The organism is Pacificitalea manganoxidans, assembly GCF_002504165.1.
In the GTDB taxonomy this organism is placed as follows: Bacteria; Pseudomonadota; Alphaproteobacteria; order Rhodobacterales; family Rhodobacteraceae; genus Pacificitalea; species Pacificitalea manganoxidans.
The window spans coordinates 346,714-363,760 of sequence record NZ_CP021404.1 but is presented as its reverse complement, the minus strand read 5'-3'; the positions used below and the strand labels follow the sequence as shown (position 1 = coordinate 363,760).

At 61.5% G+C, this 17,047-nt stretch carries 11 protein-coding genes, 3 tRNA genes and 3 rRNA genes; 10 read left to right on the top strand and 7 right to left on the bottom strand.

All coding sequences use genetic code 11. The annotated features are described in order from the left end of the window. Nucleotides 1-27: 27 nt before the first annotated feature. The 10 genes from CBW24_RS01660 (at nucleotide 28) to CBW24_RS01615 (ending at nucleotide 10,071) form a co-directional block, all read left to right on the top strand. Nucleotides 28-1,461 carry an amidohydrolase family protein gene (locus CBW24_RS01660; protein ID WP_198405207.1) on the top strand — a complete coding sequence of 478 codons (1,434 nt, stop codon included), beginning with the start codon at nucleotides 28-30 and terminating at the stop codon, nucleotides 1,459-1,461. Between the two features lie 198 nt (nucleotides 1,462-1,659). After that, a complete protein-coding gene (locus CBW24_RS01655; protein WP_198405206.1) occupies nucleotides 1,660-2,550 on the top strand; it encodes a LysR family transcriptional regulator in 891 nt (296 codons plus the stop codon). 77 nt (nucleotides 2,551-2,627) lie between these two features. Continuing rightward, on the top strand, nucleotides 2,628-3,443 hold the full coding sequence (locus CBW24_RS01650; protein WP_088662566.1) for a putative hydro-lyase: 816 nt from the start codon (nucleotides 2,628-2,630) through the stop codon (nucleotides 3,441-3,443). Between the two features lie 47 nt (nucleotides 3,444-3,490). Next, entirely contained in the window at nucleotides 3,491-4,534 is a 1,044-nt protein-coding gene (locus CBW24_RS01645; protein WP_097372469.1) for a TRAP transporter substrate-binding protein, read from the top strand. Between the two features lie 10 nt (nucleotides 4,535-4,544). Next, nucleotides 4,545-5,096, top strand: a complete 552-nt coding sequence (locus CBW24_RS01640) for a TRAP transporter small permease subunit (protein WP_097374084.1) — start codon at nucleotides 4,545-4,547, stop codon at nucleotides 5,094-5,096. Further along, nucleotides 5,093-6,376, top strand: a complete 1,284-nt coding sequence (locus tag CBW24_RS01635) for a TRAP transporter large permease (RefSeq protein ID WP_097372468.1) — start codon at nucleotides 5,093-5,095, stop codon at nucleotides 6,374-6,376. The genes CBW24_RS01640 and CBW24_RS01635 overlap by 4 nt, the downstream gene beginning before the upstream one ends. 11 nt (nucleotides 6,377-6,387) lie before the next feature. Beyond that, nucleotides 6,388-7,062, top strand: a complete 675-nt coding sequence (locus tag CBW24_RS01630; protein WP_097372467.1) for a DUF2848 domain-containing protein — start codon at nucleotides 6,388-6,390, stop codon at nucleotides 7,060-7,062. Beyond that, nucleotides 7,059-8,321: an amidase gene (locus CBW24_RS01625; protein WP_097372466.1), complete on the top strand. Its 1,263-nt coding sequence runs from the start codon at nucleotides 7,059-7,061 to the stop codon at nucleotides 8,319-8,321. The genes CBW24_RS01630 and CBW24_RS01625 overlap by 4 nt, the downstream gene beginning before the upstream one ends. 2 nt (nucleotides 8,322-8,323) lie before the next feature. Further along, nucleotides 8,324-9,061: a 5-oxoprolinase subunit B family protein gene (locus CBW24_RS01620; RefSeq protein ID WP_157773005.1), complete on the top strand. Its 738-nt coding sequence runs from the start codon at nucleotides 8,324-8,326 to the stop codon at nucleotides 9,059-9,061. Further along, complete coding sequence (locus tag CBW24_RS01615; protein WP_097372464.1) at nucleotides 9,061-10,071, top strand: 5-oxoprolinase subunit C family protein; 1,011 nt, start codon at nucleotides 9,061-9,063, stop codon at nucleotides 10,069-10,071. Before CBW24_RS01620 ends, CBW24_RS01615 begins: the two co-directional genes overlap by 1 nt. 62 nt (nucleotides 10,072-10,133) lie before the next feature. On the opposite strand, the gene CBW24_RS01610 is transcribed toward CBW24_RS01615, so the two are convergent. From CBW24_RS01610 to CBW24_RS01575, 7 genes are all read right to left on the bottom strand, one after another. Next, entirely contained in the window at nucleotides 10,134-11,111 is a 978-nt protein-coding gene (locus CBW24_RS01610; RefSeq protein WP_198405205.1) for an SH3 domain-containing protein, read from the bottom strand. A 577-nt stretch (nucleotides 11,112-11,688) separates the two neighbouring features. Further along, nucleotides 11,689-11,765: transfer RNA gene (locus CBW24_RS01600), tRNA-Met, on the bottom strand. 49 nt (nucleotides 11,766-11,814) lie between these two features. Continuing rightward, a 5S ribosomal RNA gene (gene rrf, locus CBW24_RS01595) occupies nucleotides 11,815-11,929 on the bottom strand. Between the two features lie 100 nt (nucleotides 11,930-12,029). Further along, nucleotides 12,030-14,859: ribosomal RNA gene (locus CBW24_RS01590) — 23S ribosomal RNA — on the bottom strand. Between the two features lie 315 nt (nucleotides 14,860-15,174). Next, nucleotides 15,175-15,251: transfer RNA gene (locus tag CBW24_RS01585), tRNA-Ile, on the bottom strand. Nucleotides 15,252-15,254: 3 nt separating this feature from the next. Then, nucleotides 15,255-15,330, bottom strand: a tRNA-Ala gene (locus tag CBW24_RS01580). A 133-nt stretch (nucleotides 15,331-15,463) separates the two neighbouring features. Beyond that, nucleotides 15,464-16,933, bottom strand: a 16S ribosomal RNA gene (locus CBW24_RS01575). The 16S, 23S and 5S rRNA genes sit together here with 3 tRNA genes alongside, the layout of an rRNA operon. Between the last annotated feature and the right edge of the window lie 114 nt (nucleotides 16,934-17,047).

Genomic DNA, 17,047 nt, shown 5'->3' with positions numbered 1-17,047 from the left:
AGCGGCTCCATCGTAGAAGGCTTCGCATTGACACGTTCCCAAACCCCGACACTGCCGGACACGCGCAGCAAAACCACTGCGGTCTTTGGCTCTTATGTGCTGGCGCACGGCGCCGAGGGCCAAGAGGTTCTTCGCGATCATTGGGTGATCCTCGAAGACGACCGGATCGCCGCGATCACGGAAAGCCGACCTGCGCAGGCCGACCATGTGATCGACCGGCCCGGTCGCTTTGTGCTGCCCGGCCTGATGAACCTTCACAACCACTGCTTCAGCGAGGCCATCGCCCGCAGTCATGCCGAGGATGGGGTGAGCAAGCGCAATGATCAGAGCATCGTCTATACGGTTCTGTTGCCCCTCTCCAAGACCGGGCTGGACATCCTGACCGCCGAAGAGCGCATGGCGATTGCGCGCATGGGGGTCATCCAGCTTCTGCTGGGCGGCGCGACATCCGTCATGGAGCCGTTTCGCAATAACCTGCCCGAGATGTTCGACGCCGCCGCCGAGCTTGGTCTGCGGTTCTGGGGGGCGCCCTATCTTTTCTCCGCGTCGAATCCGCGTGCAGGCACAGAGGGCGAGGTGAGCTATACCGCGTCCTCAACCGATGGCCGCGACAATGCGGTCGATCTGGCGGCATGGAACGCGCTTTACGATCAGTGGCATGGGCGTGAAAATGGCCGGATCAGCCTTGCCATGAGCCCCCATGCGACCGATACCTGCGACCCCGATTTGCTTCGGGCGGCGACAGACCGGGCGCGCGACCTGTCTGTGCCGATCACCACGCATGTCGCCCAAAGCGAGGGCGAGGTCGCAACCATCGCAAAACGGTGGGACGGGCGCAGCCCGGCGGAGTATCTGGACTGGCTAGGGGTGCTGGGGCCGGATCTTCTGGCCGCGCATTGTGTCTACAGCAGTGAAAGCGACCTTGCGCTGATGAAGGCGCGGGACGTGACTGTTGTGAATTGCCCGCGGGTCTTTGCCCGGACCGGCAAAACCGCCTCCTTTGGCCGGTTTGAAGCGGCGGGCTTGCGCACCTTGGTAGGGACCGATGGCTACAACATGGACCTGCTGGGAGAGATCAACGCCGCTGGCATCGTCTCGAAAGTGACACGCGGCGATGCGCGCAGCGCGACCGCACCGGCTCTGTTGAACGCAATTACCGGGGCCGGTTCAGTTGCCCTGAAGCGCCCCGACTTGGGGCGGATTACGCCGGGTGCGAAGGCCGACCTTACGTTGATCGACATGACGCATCCGCATCTACAACCACATTACGACCCGCGTCGCACGCTTGTCTCCCTCGCGAACCGCGCAAACGTGGATACGGTGATCGTCGACGGTCGCGTTCTGGTCGACAGCGGAAGCGTGGCCATCGCTGATGCGACCGCCTTGACCGAAGCCGGTGCCGCCGCGATCCGTAAAATCTGGGATCAGCCAGAGGCGCGGGAGGCTTTTGCCGCCACCTAGGCACAGGTTGGCCGCTTAACCCGAGATGGATTTGCGCGCGGCTACATGGCCCAGGCGGGCAGTGGATCTGCCGAAAGCGGGTCACGGCGGCGCTGCGCCTCGGTCGCGTGGCGGGGTGTCCCGATCGACAGTCTGAATAGCCCGGTTGCGGCGCGATTGCTTGACAGTCGCGCTGCGCACCGCCTTACGCTGCAGGTCATGTTCGGATTCAAAGACATCGAAATCATCCGCTCCGTCGTGCGCCACGGCGGGTTCCGCGCCGCATCCGATGCGACCGGGCTGGCACAATCCGCGATCTCTCGCCGGATCCGCCATCTAGAGGACCGGATGGGGATCACGATCTTTGAGCGGGACGGGCGCGGGGTGCGGTTGACCGCGACCGGGCGGCGGCTGTGCGACGAGGGCGAGGTTCTGATCGCGCAGCGGGATCGGATCTTGGGGGAGTTGATCCACGGTGTGATGGCGGGCGTGGTGCGGCTGGGCGTGGCGGAGACGATGACCCACACGATCCTGCCGCGCATGTTAACCACCCTGCGCAGCCGCCATCCGATGCTGCGGTTCGAAATCTCTGTCGATACGTCAGACCAGATGGAGCAAGCGCTGCGCGACGATGCGCTCGATGTGGTGATCCTGCTTCGCGATCAGGCCCCGCGCCGGATCGCGCTGACGCCCTTGCCACCGGTCAGCATGGGCTGGTTCGTGTCGCCTGCGCATTTCACCCTGCCTAGCCCTGCCGGGCTTGACGATCTGGTGTCGCTGCCCATCGTGTCCTTTCCCAAAACGACGATCCCGCATCGCCGGGTGCTGGATTTGCTGTCGCCGGGGCGGCGGCGGCCCGCGACCGTGCACGGGTCGGCCTCTCTCGCGACGATGCTGCACCTTGTGGAGCAGGGATTCGGCATTGGCACGATCCCCCATTCGATTGTCGCGGCATGGCCCCATGCCAAGCTGCGCGAGATCGAGGTGACCCCCGACGCACAGCTGCGCCCGCTTGAGTTCGTGATCTGCTATGACCCTGAGAGGAACGAGGAAATTGGCCGGGAGGTCACCCGCGCGGCTGTGGAGGCCGGGGCGACTGATCTAATTTAAGGTTCAATATTGGCAACAACTGAACTGTTGATCTAATCGGTCGATTGGCGGAGCCTTGGTAAAACCGGAGGACTTCGATGACGGATACCCGCAGCTTCATCTCGGACCCGAAAGAGCTTCGCGCACAGATCCGCGCCGGGCGCTTCACTGGTCCGACCGCCGGTCACGGGGGCGAGGCGCTGCAGGCCAATCTGGTGATCCTGCCCGGGGATGATGCGCGCGATTTCCTGATGTTCTGTCAGGCCAACCCGCGCCCTTGTCCGCTGCTTGCAGTGGGCGAACCGGGCAATCCGACCTTGCCGACGCTGGGCGACATCGATCTGCGCACCGATCTGCCGCGCTATTGCCTGTGGCGTGACGGCGCGCTGGTGGCGGAGCCTGCGGATATCGCCGACCTGTGGCGCGAGGACATGGTGTCCTTTGCGCTGGGATGTTCGTTCAGCTTCGAGGATGCGCTGACCCGTGCGGGCATTCCGGTGCGCCATCAGGATGCCGGGCGCAACGTGCCGATGTATCGCACCAACATGCCTACGCGGCCTGCGGGCCGGTTTTCGGGGCCTGTTGTCGTCAGCATGCGCCCAATGCCCGCAGCCGACGCGATCGAGGCGATCGCCATCTGCCAGCGCTTCCCCTTGGCGCATGGCATGCCGGTGCATCTGGGCGACCCGGCGCAGATCGGCATCACCGATATCGACCGCCCAGATTACGGCGATGCGCCGGATATCCGCCCCGGCGATATTCCGGTGTTCTGGGCCTGCGGCGTGACACCGCAAGCGGCCATCGTCGCCGCGCGGCCCGCGCTCGCCATCACCCATGCGCCGGGGCACATGCTGGTGACGGATGTTCCGTCCAGCCATGCGGCGCGCAGGCTTACGGGGGTTCAGCCCCTCTAGGCCCGCCCAACACGTTCAACGAAAACCAGACCAACAGGAGAAGACACATGAAAAATACGATGATGACCGCAATGACGGTCGCCCTGCTCGCCACCACCGCCCATGCCGAGGAACAGTTCTCGGTCGTTGGCAGCTGGTCGAGCCTGCCGCTTTACAAGCAGTTCACCACGCCCTTCTGGACCGAAGACCTGCCGACGATGACCGAAGGCGAGATGACCGCGCAGCTGACCAGCTTCGATCAGATGGGAATCGCCGGGGCCGACGTTCTGCGGATGCTGGGCGACGGTGTGTTCGACATCGGCCAGACCGTGGCCGACTACACCGTCGGCGATGCGCCGGAACTGGAAGGGCTCGACGTGCCTCTGGTCGCGGCCACGGCGGATGAGGCCCGCGCGATGGTCGATGCGGCCCGCCCGATGGTCGAAGACATCATGCATGACCGCTTTGGCGCGGAACTGCTGGGCATTGCGCCCTACCCGCCGCAGGTCGTGTTCTGCAAGGGCGAGATCACGTCGCTCGCCGATCTGGAAGGCAAGAAGGTGCGCGGCTCTGGCCGCATGACCACCAAGCTGCTGGAAGCGCTCGGTGCCGAAGGCATCAACATCGCGTTTTCCGAAGTGCCCGGCTCGCTTCAGCGCGGCGTGATCGATTGCGCCGTGACCGGGGCCGGTTCGGGCTATTCCGCTGGCTGGTGGGAAGTGTCCGATCACCTGCTGACGCTGCCGCTGGGCGGTTGGGATCCGGTCGTGATCGCGATGAACAAGGACCGCTTCGACGGCCTGTCGGCCGAGGCGCAGGAGACGCTGAAATCCGCCGTTCAGGAAGGTTTGGAAGGTAAGGCATGGGCCGCCGCGCAGGGCGGTCTGGAAAACGACATCGCCTGCCTGACCGGCGAAGGCGAATGCACCTCGGGCGAGGCCGCGACGATGACGTTGGTCGAGCCGAGCGAGGCCGACATGCAGACCGCGCGTGAGGTTCTGGAATCCGAAGTGCTCCCCGACTGGGCCGAGCGTGCCGGCGGTGACTGGGCCACGCGCTGGAATGACAGCGTCGGCACAGTCGTCGGCGTGACCGTTCCTGTCGCCAACTGAGGTGCAGCGCGTGAGCCGCATAACAACATTGGAAGGCGCGCTGCGGCGCGCCAACCGCCTCGTGGCGCTGATCCTCGGCGTGGCGCTGGTGGCAACGGTCCTGTTCGTCCTGATCGACGTGGTCGGGCGCAAGACAGGCTGGGGGTCGCTTGGCGGCTCGGATGAGATCTCGGGCTATGTCATGGCCGCGGTCGCCAGTTGGGGTCTGGCCTGTGCGCTGCTGGATCGCGCCCATGTCCGCATCGACCTGATCCGGCAGCGCCTGCGCGCCGGGGGGCAGGCGTTGATGGACCTTTTCGCGATGATCGTCACCAACGGTGTCGTGCTGCTCATCGCCTATTACTGCTGGCCGGTGCTGCAAAAAACGCTGGAGCGCGGCTCGCGCGCCAATACCCCGCTTGAGACACCTCTCTGGATTCCGCAAGGGATCTGGTTCGGCGGCTGGGCATGGTTCGCGCTGAGCGCAACCGCGCTGAGCCTCATCGCCCTCGTCTACCTTGTTCAGGGTCGGCGAACGGAACTTACCGCCTCCATCGGCCTCGGTTCGGAGCTCGACCAATGATCTGGACTGTCGCAATTTCGCTTCTGGGGCTGATGTCCCTGTCGATCCCCGTGGGCATCGTGCTGTTCATCCTTGGCATCGGGGTGGGAGAACTGTTTTCCATGTTCCCGCTGCTGCGCGGGCTGGGACAGGTGGTGTGGTCGTCGTCGTCCTCCTCCACCCTGATCGCGATCCCACTGTTCGTGCTGCTGGGTGAGATCCTTGTCCGGGGCGGCGTCGCGGCGCGGACCTATGGCGCGCTCGACAAATGGCTCAGCTGGCTGCCGGGCGGGTTGATCCACGCCAATATCGCGACCGCGACGATGTTTTCGGCGACCTCCGGCTCCTCCGTCGCGACCGCAGCGACCGTGGCAACGGTGGCCATGCCGCAGGCGGACCGGCTGAACTACGACCCAAAGCTGTTTTCCGGCGCAATCGCGGCGGGCGGGACGCTGGGCATCCTGATCCCGCCATCGATCAACCTGATCGTCTATGGCTTCCTCACCGAAACCTCGATCCCGCAACTGTTTTCGGCGGGACTGCTGCCCGGCCTGCTGATGGCGCTGGCCTTTGTGATCGTGACCGCCGTGATCTGCGTCGCGCGCCCCGCGCTTGGTGGCCCGTCGCGCAGCTTCAGCTGGGGCGAGCGCGCGCGGAGCCTTGTGCAGCTGGTGCCGGTCATCATCCTGTTCACCGTGGTCATCGGCTCGATCTACGCGGGCTGGGCGACACCAACCGAATCCGCCGCGATCGGCGTCGTCATCGCCGCGCTCATCGCCATGACGCTGGGCACCGGGCTGGGCCTGTCGACGATGGCCGAGGCGCTGCACGGCACGATCCGCATCTCCGCAATGATCATGCTGGTCATCACCGGTGCCTATTTCCTGAACTTCGCCATGACCTCGGCGGGGCTGGGGCGGCAACTGACCGACCTGCTGGAAAACACCGGCCTGCCGCCGATTGGCACGTTGCTGCTGGTGGTGTTGCTCTACCTCATTCTGGGCTTTTTCATCGAAACGCTGTCGCTGATGGTGGCGACCATCCCGATCATCGTGCCGATCATCGCCGGGCTCGGCTATGACAAGGTGTGGTTCGGGGTGCTAATGATCGTGCTGATCGAAATGGCGCTTATCACGCCGCCGGTCGGGCTGAACCTTTTCGTCGTGCAGGGTGCGCGGTCGAAAGGCTCGATGAACGATGTGATCCTCGGCGTTATTCCCTATGTGCTTGTCATGCTTGGCATGATCGGCCTTCTGATTGCGGTGCCGGGCCTTGCGCTCTGGCTGCCCTCCATTCTCTGACAGGAGCCCCCATGACCATCGAATTCCGCGCCGACGGCGCGCCGCTTCCGCTGGACCTGAAACACCTGATCGTCGCGGGCTGGACGGGCCGTGATGCCGATGCCATCGCGCATCATATCGAGGAGTTGGCCGCGCTTGGCGTTCCGGCCCCCTCCGCCACGCCACTTTACTATCGGGTCTCGTCGCCGCTCCTGACCACTGCGCCGCTGATCGAGGCGGTGGGAGGCGCGTCCTCGGGCGAGGTAGAGCCGCTGATCGTCGAAGCGAATGGCAAACGCTATCTGGGTCTGGCCTCCGATCATACCGACCGCGCGCTGGAGGCGCATTCAGTCGCCATGTCCAAACAGGTCTGCGCCAAGCCCTGCGCGGCGGAGCTGTGGAACTGGGACGACATCGCCGACCGGGTCGAGGAGATCGAACTGGAAAGCTGGATCGAGGAGGATGGCGCATGGGTGCCCTATCAGTCCGGCACCATCGCCTCCATCCGCCCGCTGGCTGACCTGATCGAAGGCAGCCGCATCGGCGCGTTGTCGGCGGATGGTCCGGTTGCGATGCTGTGCGGCACCTTCGGCGCCAAGGGCGGCGTGCGCCCTGCCGCGCGGTTCCGTATGGAGATGCGCGACCCGAAAACCGGGCGGACGATCCGCCATGACTACAGCACCACGACCCTGCCGGAGGTCGCATGACCGTCGATCTGAACGCCCGCGTCGAAGCCGCTATCGCCAAGGTGGACGCCCTGCCGGAGGCGGAACGCCGCGCGATCTTTACCGAATTCAGCCCCGACCGCATCCGCGCGGAGGCCGCCGCGCTGCTGGCGCGCAAGGCCGCGGGCGAGGATCTGCCCCTGCTAGGGACGCTCGTGTCGGTCAAAGATCTTTATGACGAGGCCGGACAGGTCACGAGCGCGGGGTCGCGCCTTCTGGCCGAGCGGCCCGCCGCACAGGCCGACAGCACCGCCGTCGCCCGGTTGAAGGCCGCGGGCGCGCTGATGTTCGGGCGCAGTTCTATGTCGGAATTTGCCTATTCCGGCGTGGGTCTGAACCCGCATCATGGCACGCCCTCCGGCGCGCTTGTCCCCGGCGGGATGCCCGGCGGGTCCAGTTCAGGCGGCGCGGTCTGCGTGGGGTTGGGCATCACCGACGCGGCGATTGGCACAGATACCGGCGGCTCGCTTCGCATTCCCGCCGCGGCCAACGGCATCTGGGGGTTCAAACCCAGCCAAGGGTTGATCGACGATACCGGGGTGCATCCGCTGGCCCCGACCTATGACGTGTCCGGACCGATGGCGCGCGATTTCGCGCTGCTGCACCGCCTGACCGCGATTATGGCTGACGATCCGCTTGCGGTTCCTGCCCCGGAAACGTTGCGCATCGCCGTGCCCACAGGCGCCTTCACCAACCTGATGTCGGATGAGGTCGCAGCCCTGTTCGAGGCGGAGAAAACCCGGATCGAAGGTCTGGGCCACACGCTGGTCGCGGTCGAGATGGACGATATCGGCGCCGCGATCACGCTTAACCGCATCATCGTCGCGGTCGAGGCGCATCGGATCTACGGCAAGGATCTGGACCGGCTGGAAGAAGTCGGCGATCCGCGCGTGCTGAGCCGCATCCGCTTTGCCGAGACGCTCAGCGCGGAGGAGATCGACGCCGCCTATGCCCGTCGTGCGGAAATCGTCGCCCGCTTCGCCGAGGCGATGGAGGGGTTCGACGCCCTGCTGGCGCCGACGCTGATGCGCCTGCCGCCCAGCATCGCCGAGGTAGAGGCCGATTTTGACCGGCTTAACGTCGAAATGCTGCGCAACACGTCGCTGGTCAATCTGATCGACGGATGCGCTATCGCCATGCCGACGCCTGCGCTGACACCGCGCTACTCCATGACCATGCTGGTGGGTCCGCGCGGCAGCGATGCCCGGCTGTTTGCCATCGCGGACACGTTGAGCGTCTGACCATGAGCAGCGCGCCCCTCACCGCCGAACTTCTCCCCGCCGGTCTTGATGCCTATCTCGTCCGCTTTGCCCTGACGCCTGATCCGACTGCGATGGGGGCGGCCCGGCGATTTGCCGCCGCGCTGGAACAGACCCCGCCCGAGGGCGTGGAGGAGATCGCCGCCGCGCTCGTCTCGGTGCTGGTGCGCCTCGACCCGGCGGCGGAGCGGGAGGTTATTCGCGCGCATCTTGAGGATTTGGCGCAGGCGGTGGTCAAAGGGCCGCTTGATCTGCCGCCCCCCACCCGCCGCTGGACCATTCCCATTACATTCGGGGGCGAGGCCGGGCCGCAACTGGCACAGGTCAGCGCGGCGCTGAACCTGACCGAAGATGCCGCCGTCGATCAGGTCTGCGCCGCGGACCTGCGCGTTCTGACCATCGGCTTTGCCCCCGGCCAACCCTATATCGGCCTGATGCCGGAGGCATGGAACCTGCCGCGCATGAGCGAACTGAACCCATCCGTGCCCGCCGGGGCCCTTGTCGTGGCAGTTCGGCAGTTTGTCCTGTTTGGCGCGGAGTCCGCGACCGGCTGGCAACAGATCGGACAGGCCGCGTTCCGCAGCTTCGTGCCCTCGCGCACACCACCTATGCCGTTGCGGGGCGGTGATGCGATCCGCTTTGCCCGAGCCTCCGCCGACGACATCGCCCGACTTACCACCGATAACGACCCGATGGGCGGCGCACGGCTGGAGACTTTGTAATGACGACCCTTTCCATCCGTCGCGCCGACGGGATCATGACGGTGCAGGATATGGGCCGGCCCGGCCATCTTGCTCAAGGACTGTCGCGCGGGGGCGCTATGGACCGCCGGGCGCTGCTGGAAGCCGCCGCGCTGCTGGGCGCAGACACCCCGCTTGCCGCGCTGGAAATGGCGGGCGCAGGTGGTGAATTCACCTTTGACACCGCGACCCGCATTGCGCTGACCGGCGCGCCGATGTCCGCCACGCTGGACGGCACGCCGCTTCGCTGGAATGCCGCGCATCTGGTGCTGCCCGATCAGGTGTTGCGCCTCGGCGGGGTGCGGTCGGGCGTCTACGGCTATCTGACCCCTGCGGGCGGCATCGCGACGGATCCGTGGCTCGACAGCCGCGCAACACATCTGACGATCGGCATCGGGGAAGCGTTGGAGCGGGGCTGCACCGTCCCGCTGGGCGACGACCCCGATCCCGAGCGCCCCGCGATGGGGCTTCCCGCGCCGAACAGGTTCGAGGGTGGCACCTTTCGCGTGGTCGACGGCGCCCATACGGCGCTGTTCTCCGACGCGGTCATCGAGGCGTTCTACGCCACCACCTTTGTCCGGGCGCCGCGCGGCAATCGCCAAGGCATCCAGCTTGGCTCCGACGCCCGGTTCGCAACCGATGCCGCACAGGGCATTGCCTCCGATCTGATCGGTCCGGGCGACGTGCAGATGACCGGCGACGGCGTGCCCTATATCCTGATGGCCGAATGCCAGACGGTGGGCGGCTATCCCCGTATTGGAACGGTGCTGCCCGAAGACCTGCCTTTGATCGCACAAGCGGCGCCCGGCGTTGCGTTGCGCCCCTGTCACGTCTCACTCGACACCGCCTTGGCCTCCGCCCGGTCCGAGGCTGCCGAGCTTCGCGATCTGGCAAAGCAGTGCACACCGCTCATCCGCGACGTCGCCACGATCCGTGATCTGCTGTCTTATCAGTTGATCAGCGGCGTCACCTGCGGGGATGATCTGGATTAGCCTACCGGGCGGGGGCGCAGGCCCCGCGAGGGGGACGAATGCGGTCTCCGCCTGTCACCTGCTCAACCGCACCAATTCCCGGTGCGGCGCGGACAGCCGCGCGGACCGCACACATAGGGCGCGGCCAGATGCTCCGCGATCAGCTTATCCCCGACATCGGTGCCATCGACGTAGAGTGTCCCGCAGCCACGGCCATAGTTGCATGCCGTGGTGCCTTGCGTCCCCGGACGACATGCACAGGCGAGCTTGGCGAATTCGATGGCTTTCGCGCTTCTCAACATGTCACGGAGCCGGTCTGTCGCTTGGCGGGCGGCCTGCGCCTCGGCTTGGCAGGCGGGGCTGCGCAGCTCCGGGGTGTTGAACCCGACCAACCGTACATTGGCCTGCTCCCCCCGGATGCTGACCGTGTCGCCATCGATCACACGGATATCGCTTGCCCGCACCAGACGGCCGAGCTTTCCCGAGGCCAGGCCGGAACCCGCTGGTGCCGCCGATGCCAGATAGTCGGACGCCATCCATCCCGTGCCGAGGGGCGATGTGACCTGCGTCCACCCGCCCTGCGTGCCGAGCACTTTGACAGCCGCACCACGCTGGAGTGACCCCAATATGGCATTGCCCGTGCCCGGCCCCTGTCTTTGGTTCACCCGACTGCCGCTGACATACAAGGTTGCGCTGCGCTCCGGCTGAGCCTGCGTCACGGAGGGTTGAGGCGCACTCTGCCCCCCTGCCGGTGGCCCATCCGGGGACCACAGATTACTGACGATCATCACAACCGCGACGACGATAAACACCGGCAGCATGATCTGCCGCTCCCACCTGCGGACGGCGCGGCGGGGGGCGTAAAACGTGCGCTGTGGCGAGAATGATCGCACGCGCCTCGGATAGACAGGTTTCGCCGCTGGCGTGGATCGGGGGCGGGCCGTCGGCGCAGCCTGCGACGGCAAGCCCTGATCCTGAAGGTTCAGCAAAAGGGCCAGCTTACGATATTGCGCGTCACTCAGGCGTGTCTTCGCCCCGGTCGCCGCAAATCGTTCGTCCATACTCGCTAGAAATGACCGCTCCCAACTATTCAGACCCGAGCCTGCCAACGCTTCGCGCAAACGCGATCTGATGAGGTCGGTGCGTTCAGCGGAAAAAGGCATGGGCACGTCTACGATAAATGCTAGTGCCGGATACCTTCACTTTAGTTGGAGCGGTCTGGGTGCTAGCTCGAGGTAAATCGCTAGTTGAAGGACACCCGAACAGATAGTCATAACGACTGCCAAGATCTGTGCTGCCAGCCAGATCTTACTGATAATCGAGCTTTTGCTACCCTTCGATCGATCTCGCCGTGGCTGCGGACCCACAATGGCCATTGCCCCCAGGGCGAGCATGATGCCCAGCGAGGCAACGAACACTGACATGTCCGTTAACAAGGTATAGAGACGTTCAACTAGCACCCCGTGATGCTAAGAGCACCGGATACGCAAGGCAAACAATCTTCTCGCCGTTTGTGATCGTAGCTAAGCAGCGTAGATCAACGACTTACATTTTTTCCGCTGCACTTCAGCGTGTGGAACTCCCCAAACGCGACTATCGCCCATTGGGCGCTTTGATTGGATCGATTGTTTTGATTATTGGTTGCGGGGACAGGATTTGAACCTGTGACCTTCAGGTTATGAGCCTGACGAGCTACCGGGCTGCTCCACCCCGCGGTGTTGAGGGATCGTATTAGAGAGATTATTTTATCTGGCTTCTTTCTAGGTTTGGCGATGACCTACTCTCCCACGTCTTAAGACGCAGTACCATTGGCGCGACGGCACTTAACTGCCGAGTTCGGGATGGGATCGGGTGTTTTGCTCGTGCTATGATCACCAAACCGAGGAAGAAGTCAGAGTGTCCAAGTCAAGTATTTAGTGTGGTGTATGACTTTTGATATCAGTTCATTGATCAGGATTTTTTCCTGTCTTTTACTGGATCAAATCAAGCCTATCGGACAATTAGTACCGGTCAACTGAACGCATTGCTGCGCTTACATTCTCCGGCCTATCGACGAGGTGGTCTACCTCGGTCCTCAGGGATACCTTGTTTTGAGGGGGGCTTCCCGCTTAGATGCCTTCAGCGGTTATCCTTTCCGATCATAGCTACCCTGCACTGCGGCTGGCGCCACAACAGGTCCACCAGTGGATCGTTCACCCCGGTCCTCTCGTACTAGGGGCAACTCCTCTCAAGTATCCTACACCCACGGCAGATAGGGACCGAACTGTCTCACGACGTTCTAAACCCAGCTCACGTACCTCTTTAAACGGCGAACAGCCGTACCCTTGGGACCTGCTCCAGCCCCAGGATGAGATGAGCCGACATCGAGGTGCCAAACGGTGCCGTCGATATGGGACTCTTGGGCACCATCAGCCTGTTATCCCCGGCGTACCTTTTATCCGTTGAGCGATGGCCCTTCCACTCGGGACCACCGGATCACTATGGCCGTCTTTCGACTCTGCTCGACTTGTCCAGTCTTGCAGTCAGGCTGGCTTCTGCCATTGCACTCAACGAGCGATTTCCGACCGCTCTGAGCCAACCTTCGCGCGCCTCCGTTACGCTTTGGGAGGCGACCGCCCCAGTCAAACTACCCGCCACACAGGGTCCCGGATCCGGATAACGGACCGCGGTTAGACATCAAGCGAGCGAAGGGTGGTATCTCAAGGATGGCTCCACGAAGACTGGCGTCTCCGTATCAAAGCCTACCACCTATCCTGCACATCGCTGACCTAATGCCAGTGTGAAGCTGTAGTAAAGGTGCACGGGGTCTTTCCGTCTAACCGCGGGAAGCCTGCATCTTGACAGGCAATTCAATTTCGCTGAGTCGATGTTGGAGACAGCGGGGAAGTCGTTACGCCATTCGTGCAGGTCGGAACTTACCCGACAAGGAATTTCGCTACCTTAGGACCGTTATAGTTACGGCCGCCGTTTACCGGGGCTTCAATTCAAGGCTCTCACCTCTCCTTTTAACCTTCCGGCACCGGGCAGGCGTCAGACCCTATACGTCGTCTTGCGACTTCGCAGAGCCCTGTGTTTTTAGTAAACAGTCGCCACCCCCTGGTTTGTGCCCCCCGCCAAGACTTGCGTCCTAACGGGGCCTCCTTCTCGCGAAACTTACGGAGGTATTTTGCCGAGTTCCTTCAACATCGTTCTCTCAAGCGCCTTGGTATGCTCTACCAGTCCACCTGTGTCGGTTTAGGGTACGGTCTGATGGAGGGCTATTTCCAGGAACCTCTAAGCAGCCCATTCAATCCGATAAGGATGAACTACCTTCGAGATCCGTCACATCCTCCTGGCCTAGGAATATTAACCTAGTTCCCATCGGCTACGCATTTCTGCCTCGCCTTAGGGGCCGGCTTACCCTGCTCAGATTAGCTTTAAGCAGGAACCCTTGGACTTTCGGCGACAGGGTCTCTCACCCTGTTTGTCGCTACTCATGTCATCATTCTCGCTAGTGATCTCTCCACCGGTTGGCTCACGCCCCGGCTTCACAGAAAACTCCGAGCCTCCAATACTCCCGAAGGAGACAAGGAGGCGTGGAGTTATATCACACTACGCTCCGCTACCACTGCATACGCAGTCCTAAGCTTCGGCTCATGGCTTGAGCCCCGTTACATCTTCGCCGCAGGACAACTTATCTAGACCAGTGAGCTGTTACGCTATCTTTAAAGGATGGCTGCTTCTAAGCCAACCTCCTGGTTGTTTTGGTCGTCCCACCTGCTTTCCCACTTAGCCATGAATTGGGGGCCTTAGCTGTAGGTCAGGGTTGTTTCCCTCTCCACGACGGACGTTAGCACCCGCCGTGTGTCTGCCATCTAGTACTCCTCGGTATTCGGAGTTTGGTTAGGATCAGTAAGCCTGTGGGGCCCCATTACCCATCCAGTGCTCTACCCCCGAGGGTATTCGGATGACGCTCTACCTAAATAGATTTCGCGGAGAACCAGCTATCTCCGAGTTTGATTGGCCTTTCACCCCTAGGCACAACTCATCCCGACCTTTTTCAACAGGTGTGGGTTCGGACCTCCAGTAAGTGTTACCTTACCTTCATCCTGGTCATGCCTAGATCACTCGGTTTCGGGTCTGATCCCACATACTCAACGCCCTATTAAGACTCGCTTTCGCTGCGCCTACACCTATCGGCTTAAGCTTGCATGTGAGACCAAGTCGATGACCCATTATACAAAAGGTACGCCGTCAGGGCTCAAGGCCCCTCCGACTGCTTGTAGGCGTCCGGTTTCAGAAACTGTTTCACTCCCCTCGTCGGGGTGCTTTTCACCTTTCCCTCACGGTACTGGTTCGCTATCGGTCAGTAAGGAGTACTTAGCCTTCGAGGGTGGTCCCCCGATGTTCAGACAGGATTTCACGTGTCCCGCCCTACTTAATACGTCAAATCGAGCTTCCCATACGGGGCTGTCACCCACTATGGCTGACCTTTCCAGGTCATTCTGGTCACTCTCATTGCTCGGCTGGTCCCCGTTCGCTCGCCGCTACTAGGGGAGTATCTGTTGATTTCCTTTCCTCCGGGTACTTAGATGTTTCAGTTCCCCGGGTTTGCTCTTATAACCCTATGTATTCAGGTTAAAAGTACCTGGTTCAGCCGCCTATTGATAACCGAAGTTAACAATAGATGACTGTCAGGTGGGTTGCCCCATTCGGAGATCTGAGGGTCAAAGCCTATTCTCGGCTCGCCTCAGCTTATCGCAGAGTATCACGTCCTTCATCGCCTCTTACTGCCAAGGCATCCACCAAACGCCCTTCTCGCGCTTGATTTGATCCAGAAAAAGACAGGCTTTTTCCTGACCCCGTGCCTTTTGTGTGCCACGGGGCTTGAGATCAAAAGTCATACTTTCCCGCCCTCCACGCTGGTTCACATGGAGGACATTTTGGTTAGTGTACTTGACTTGGACAAAATTGCATTGCTGGTCAGAACCGAAGTTCCGCCAGCCGGTCATCCCTCACTCGGGCGACCAGCAATTCTGATGTTAATCTCTCTATACGATGTCAATCGTCCGATTGGACGGGAAAGCGTGAACCGCTTTCCGATCTAATCGAACTCTCTGACTGCTATTTGGTAATACAGGATGATGGTGGGTCGAGGAGGACTTGAACCTCCGACCTCACGCTTATCAGGCGTGCGCTCTAACCACCTGAGCTACCGACCCATCTGGTGGAGCGTATCGGGATCGAACCGATGACCCCCTGCTTGCAAAGCAGGTGCTCTCCCAGCTGAGCTAACGCCCCGGTGACCGTTCCACATTGCGTGTGGAACCCTGTTCTGAAGAGATATGAGGACGGCCTGGTCCGGTATATGACCATATAGGTCTGCTAAGTGTTCCACGAATGATGCAAGCATCATTGCCAGGAACATCCTTAGAAAGGAGGTGATCCAGCCGCAGGTTCCCCTACGGCTACCTTGTTACGACTTCACCCCAGTCGCTGATCCTACCGTGGTTGGCTGCCTCCTGCGAACAGGTTGGCGCACCACCTTCGGGTAGAACCAACTCCCATGGTGTGACGGGCGGTGTGTACAAGGCCCGGGAACGTATTCACCGCGTCATGCTGTTACGCGATTACTAGCGATTCCGACTTCATGGGGTCGAGTTGCAGACCCCAATCCGAACTGAGACAGTTTTTGGGGATTAACCCATTGTCACTGCCATTGTAGCACGTGTGTAGCCCAACCCGTAAGGGCCATGAGGACTTGACGTCATCCACACCTTCCTCCCGCTTATCACGGGCAGTTCCTTTAGAGTGCCCAGCCGAACTGCTGGCAACTAAAGGTGTGGGTTGCGCTCGTTGCCGGACTTAACCGAACATCTCACGACACGAGCTGACGACAGCCATGCAGCACCTGTCACTGATCCAACTAAATGAAGGAAACGATCTCTCGTAACCGCGATCAGGATGTCAAGGGTTGGTAAGGTTCTGCGCGTTGCTTCGAATTAAACCACATGCTCCACCGCTTGTGCGGGCCCCCGTCAATTCCTTTGAGTTTTTAATCTTGCGACCGTACTCCCCAGGCGGAATGCTTAATCCGTTAGGTGTGTCACCGAATAGCATGCTACCCGACGACTGGCATTCATCGTTTACGGTGTGGACTACCAGGGTATCTAATCCTGTTTGCTCCCCACACTTTCGCACCTCAGCGTCAGTATCGAGCCAGTGAGCCGCCTTCGCCACTGGTGTTCCTCCGAATATCTACGAATTTCACCTCTACACTCGGAATTCCACTCACCTCTCTCGAACTCAAGACTAACAGTATCAAAGGCAGTTCCAAGGTTGAGCCCTGGGATTTCACCTCTGACTTATTAGTCCGCCTACGTGCGCTTTACGCCCAGTAATTCCGAACAACGCTAACCCCCTCCGTATTACCGCGGCTGCTGGCACGGAGTTAGCCGGGGTTTCTTTACCTGCTACCGTCATTATCTTCACAGGCGAAAGAGCTTTACGACCCTAAGGCCTTCATCACTCACGCGGCATGGCTAGATCAGGCTTGCGCCCATTGTCTAAGATTCCCCACTGCTGCCTCCCGTAGGAGTCTGGGCCGTGTCTCAGTCCCAGTGTTGCTGATCATCCTCTCAAACCAGCTACTGATCGTAGACTTGGTAGGCCATTACCCCACCAACTATCTAATCAGACGCGGGCCGATCCTTCACCGATAAATCTTTCCCCCGAAGGGCGTATACGGTATTAAACCCAGTTTCCCGGGACTATTCCGTAGTGAAGGGCACGTTCCCACGCGTTACTAACCCGTCCGCCGCTAGATCCGAAGATCTCGCTCGACTTGCATGTGTTAGGCCTGCCGCCAGCGTTCGTTCTGAGCCAGGATCAAACTCTCAAGTTGAAAGCCACTTGCGTAGCTATCCTTGACGTTCGAACCTCTGCACATCAGTCCCTGCCAATTAAGACAAGAACCATCTTACCGTCTTGTGCTTCAGTACCAAAGGTACAGAAACCG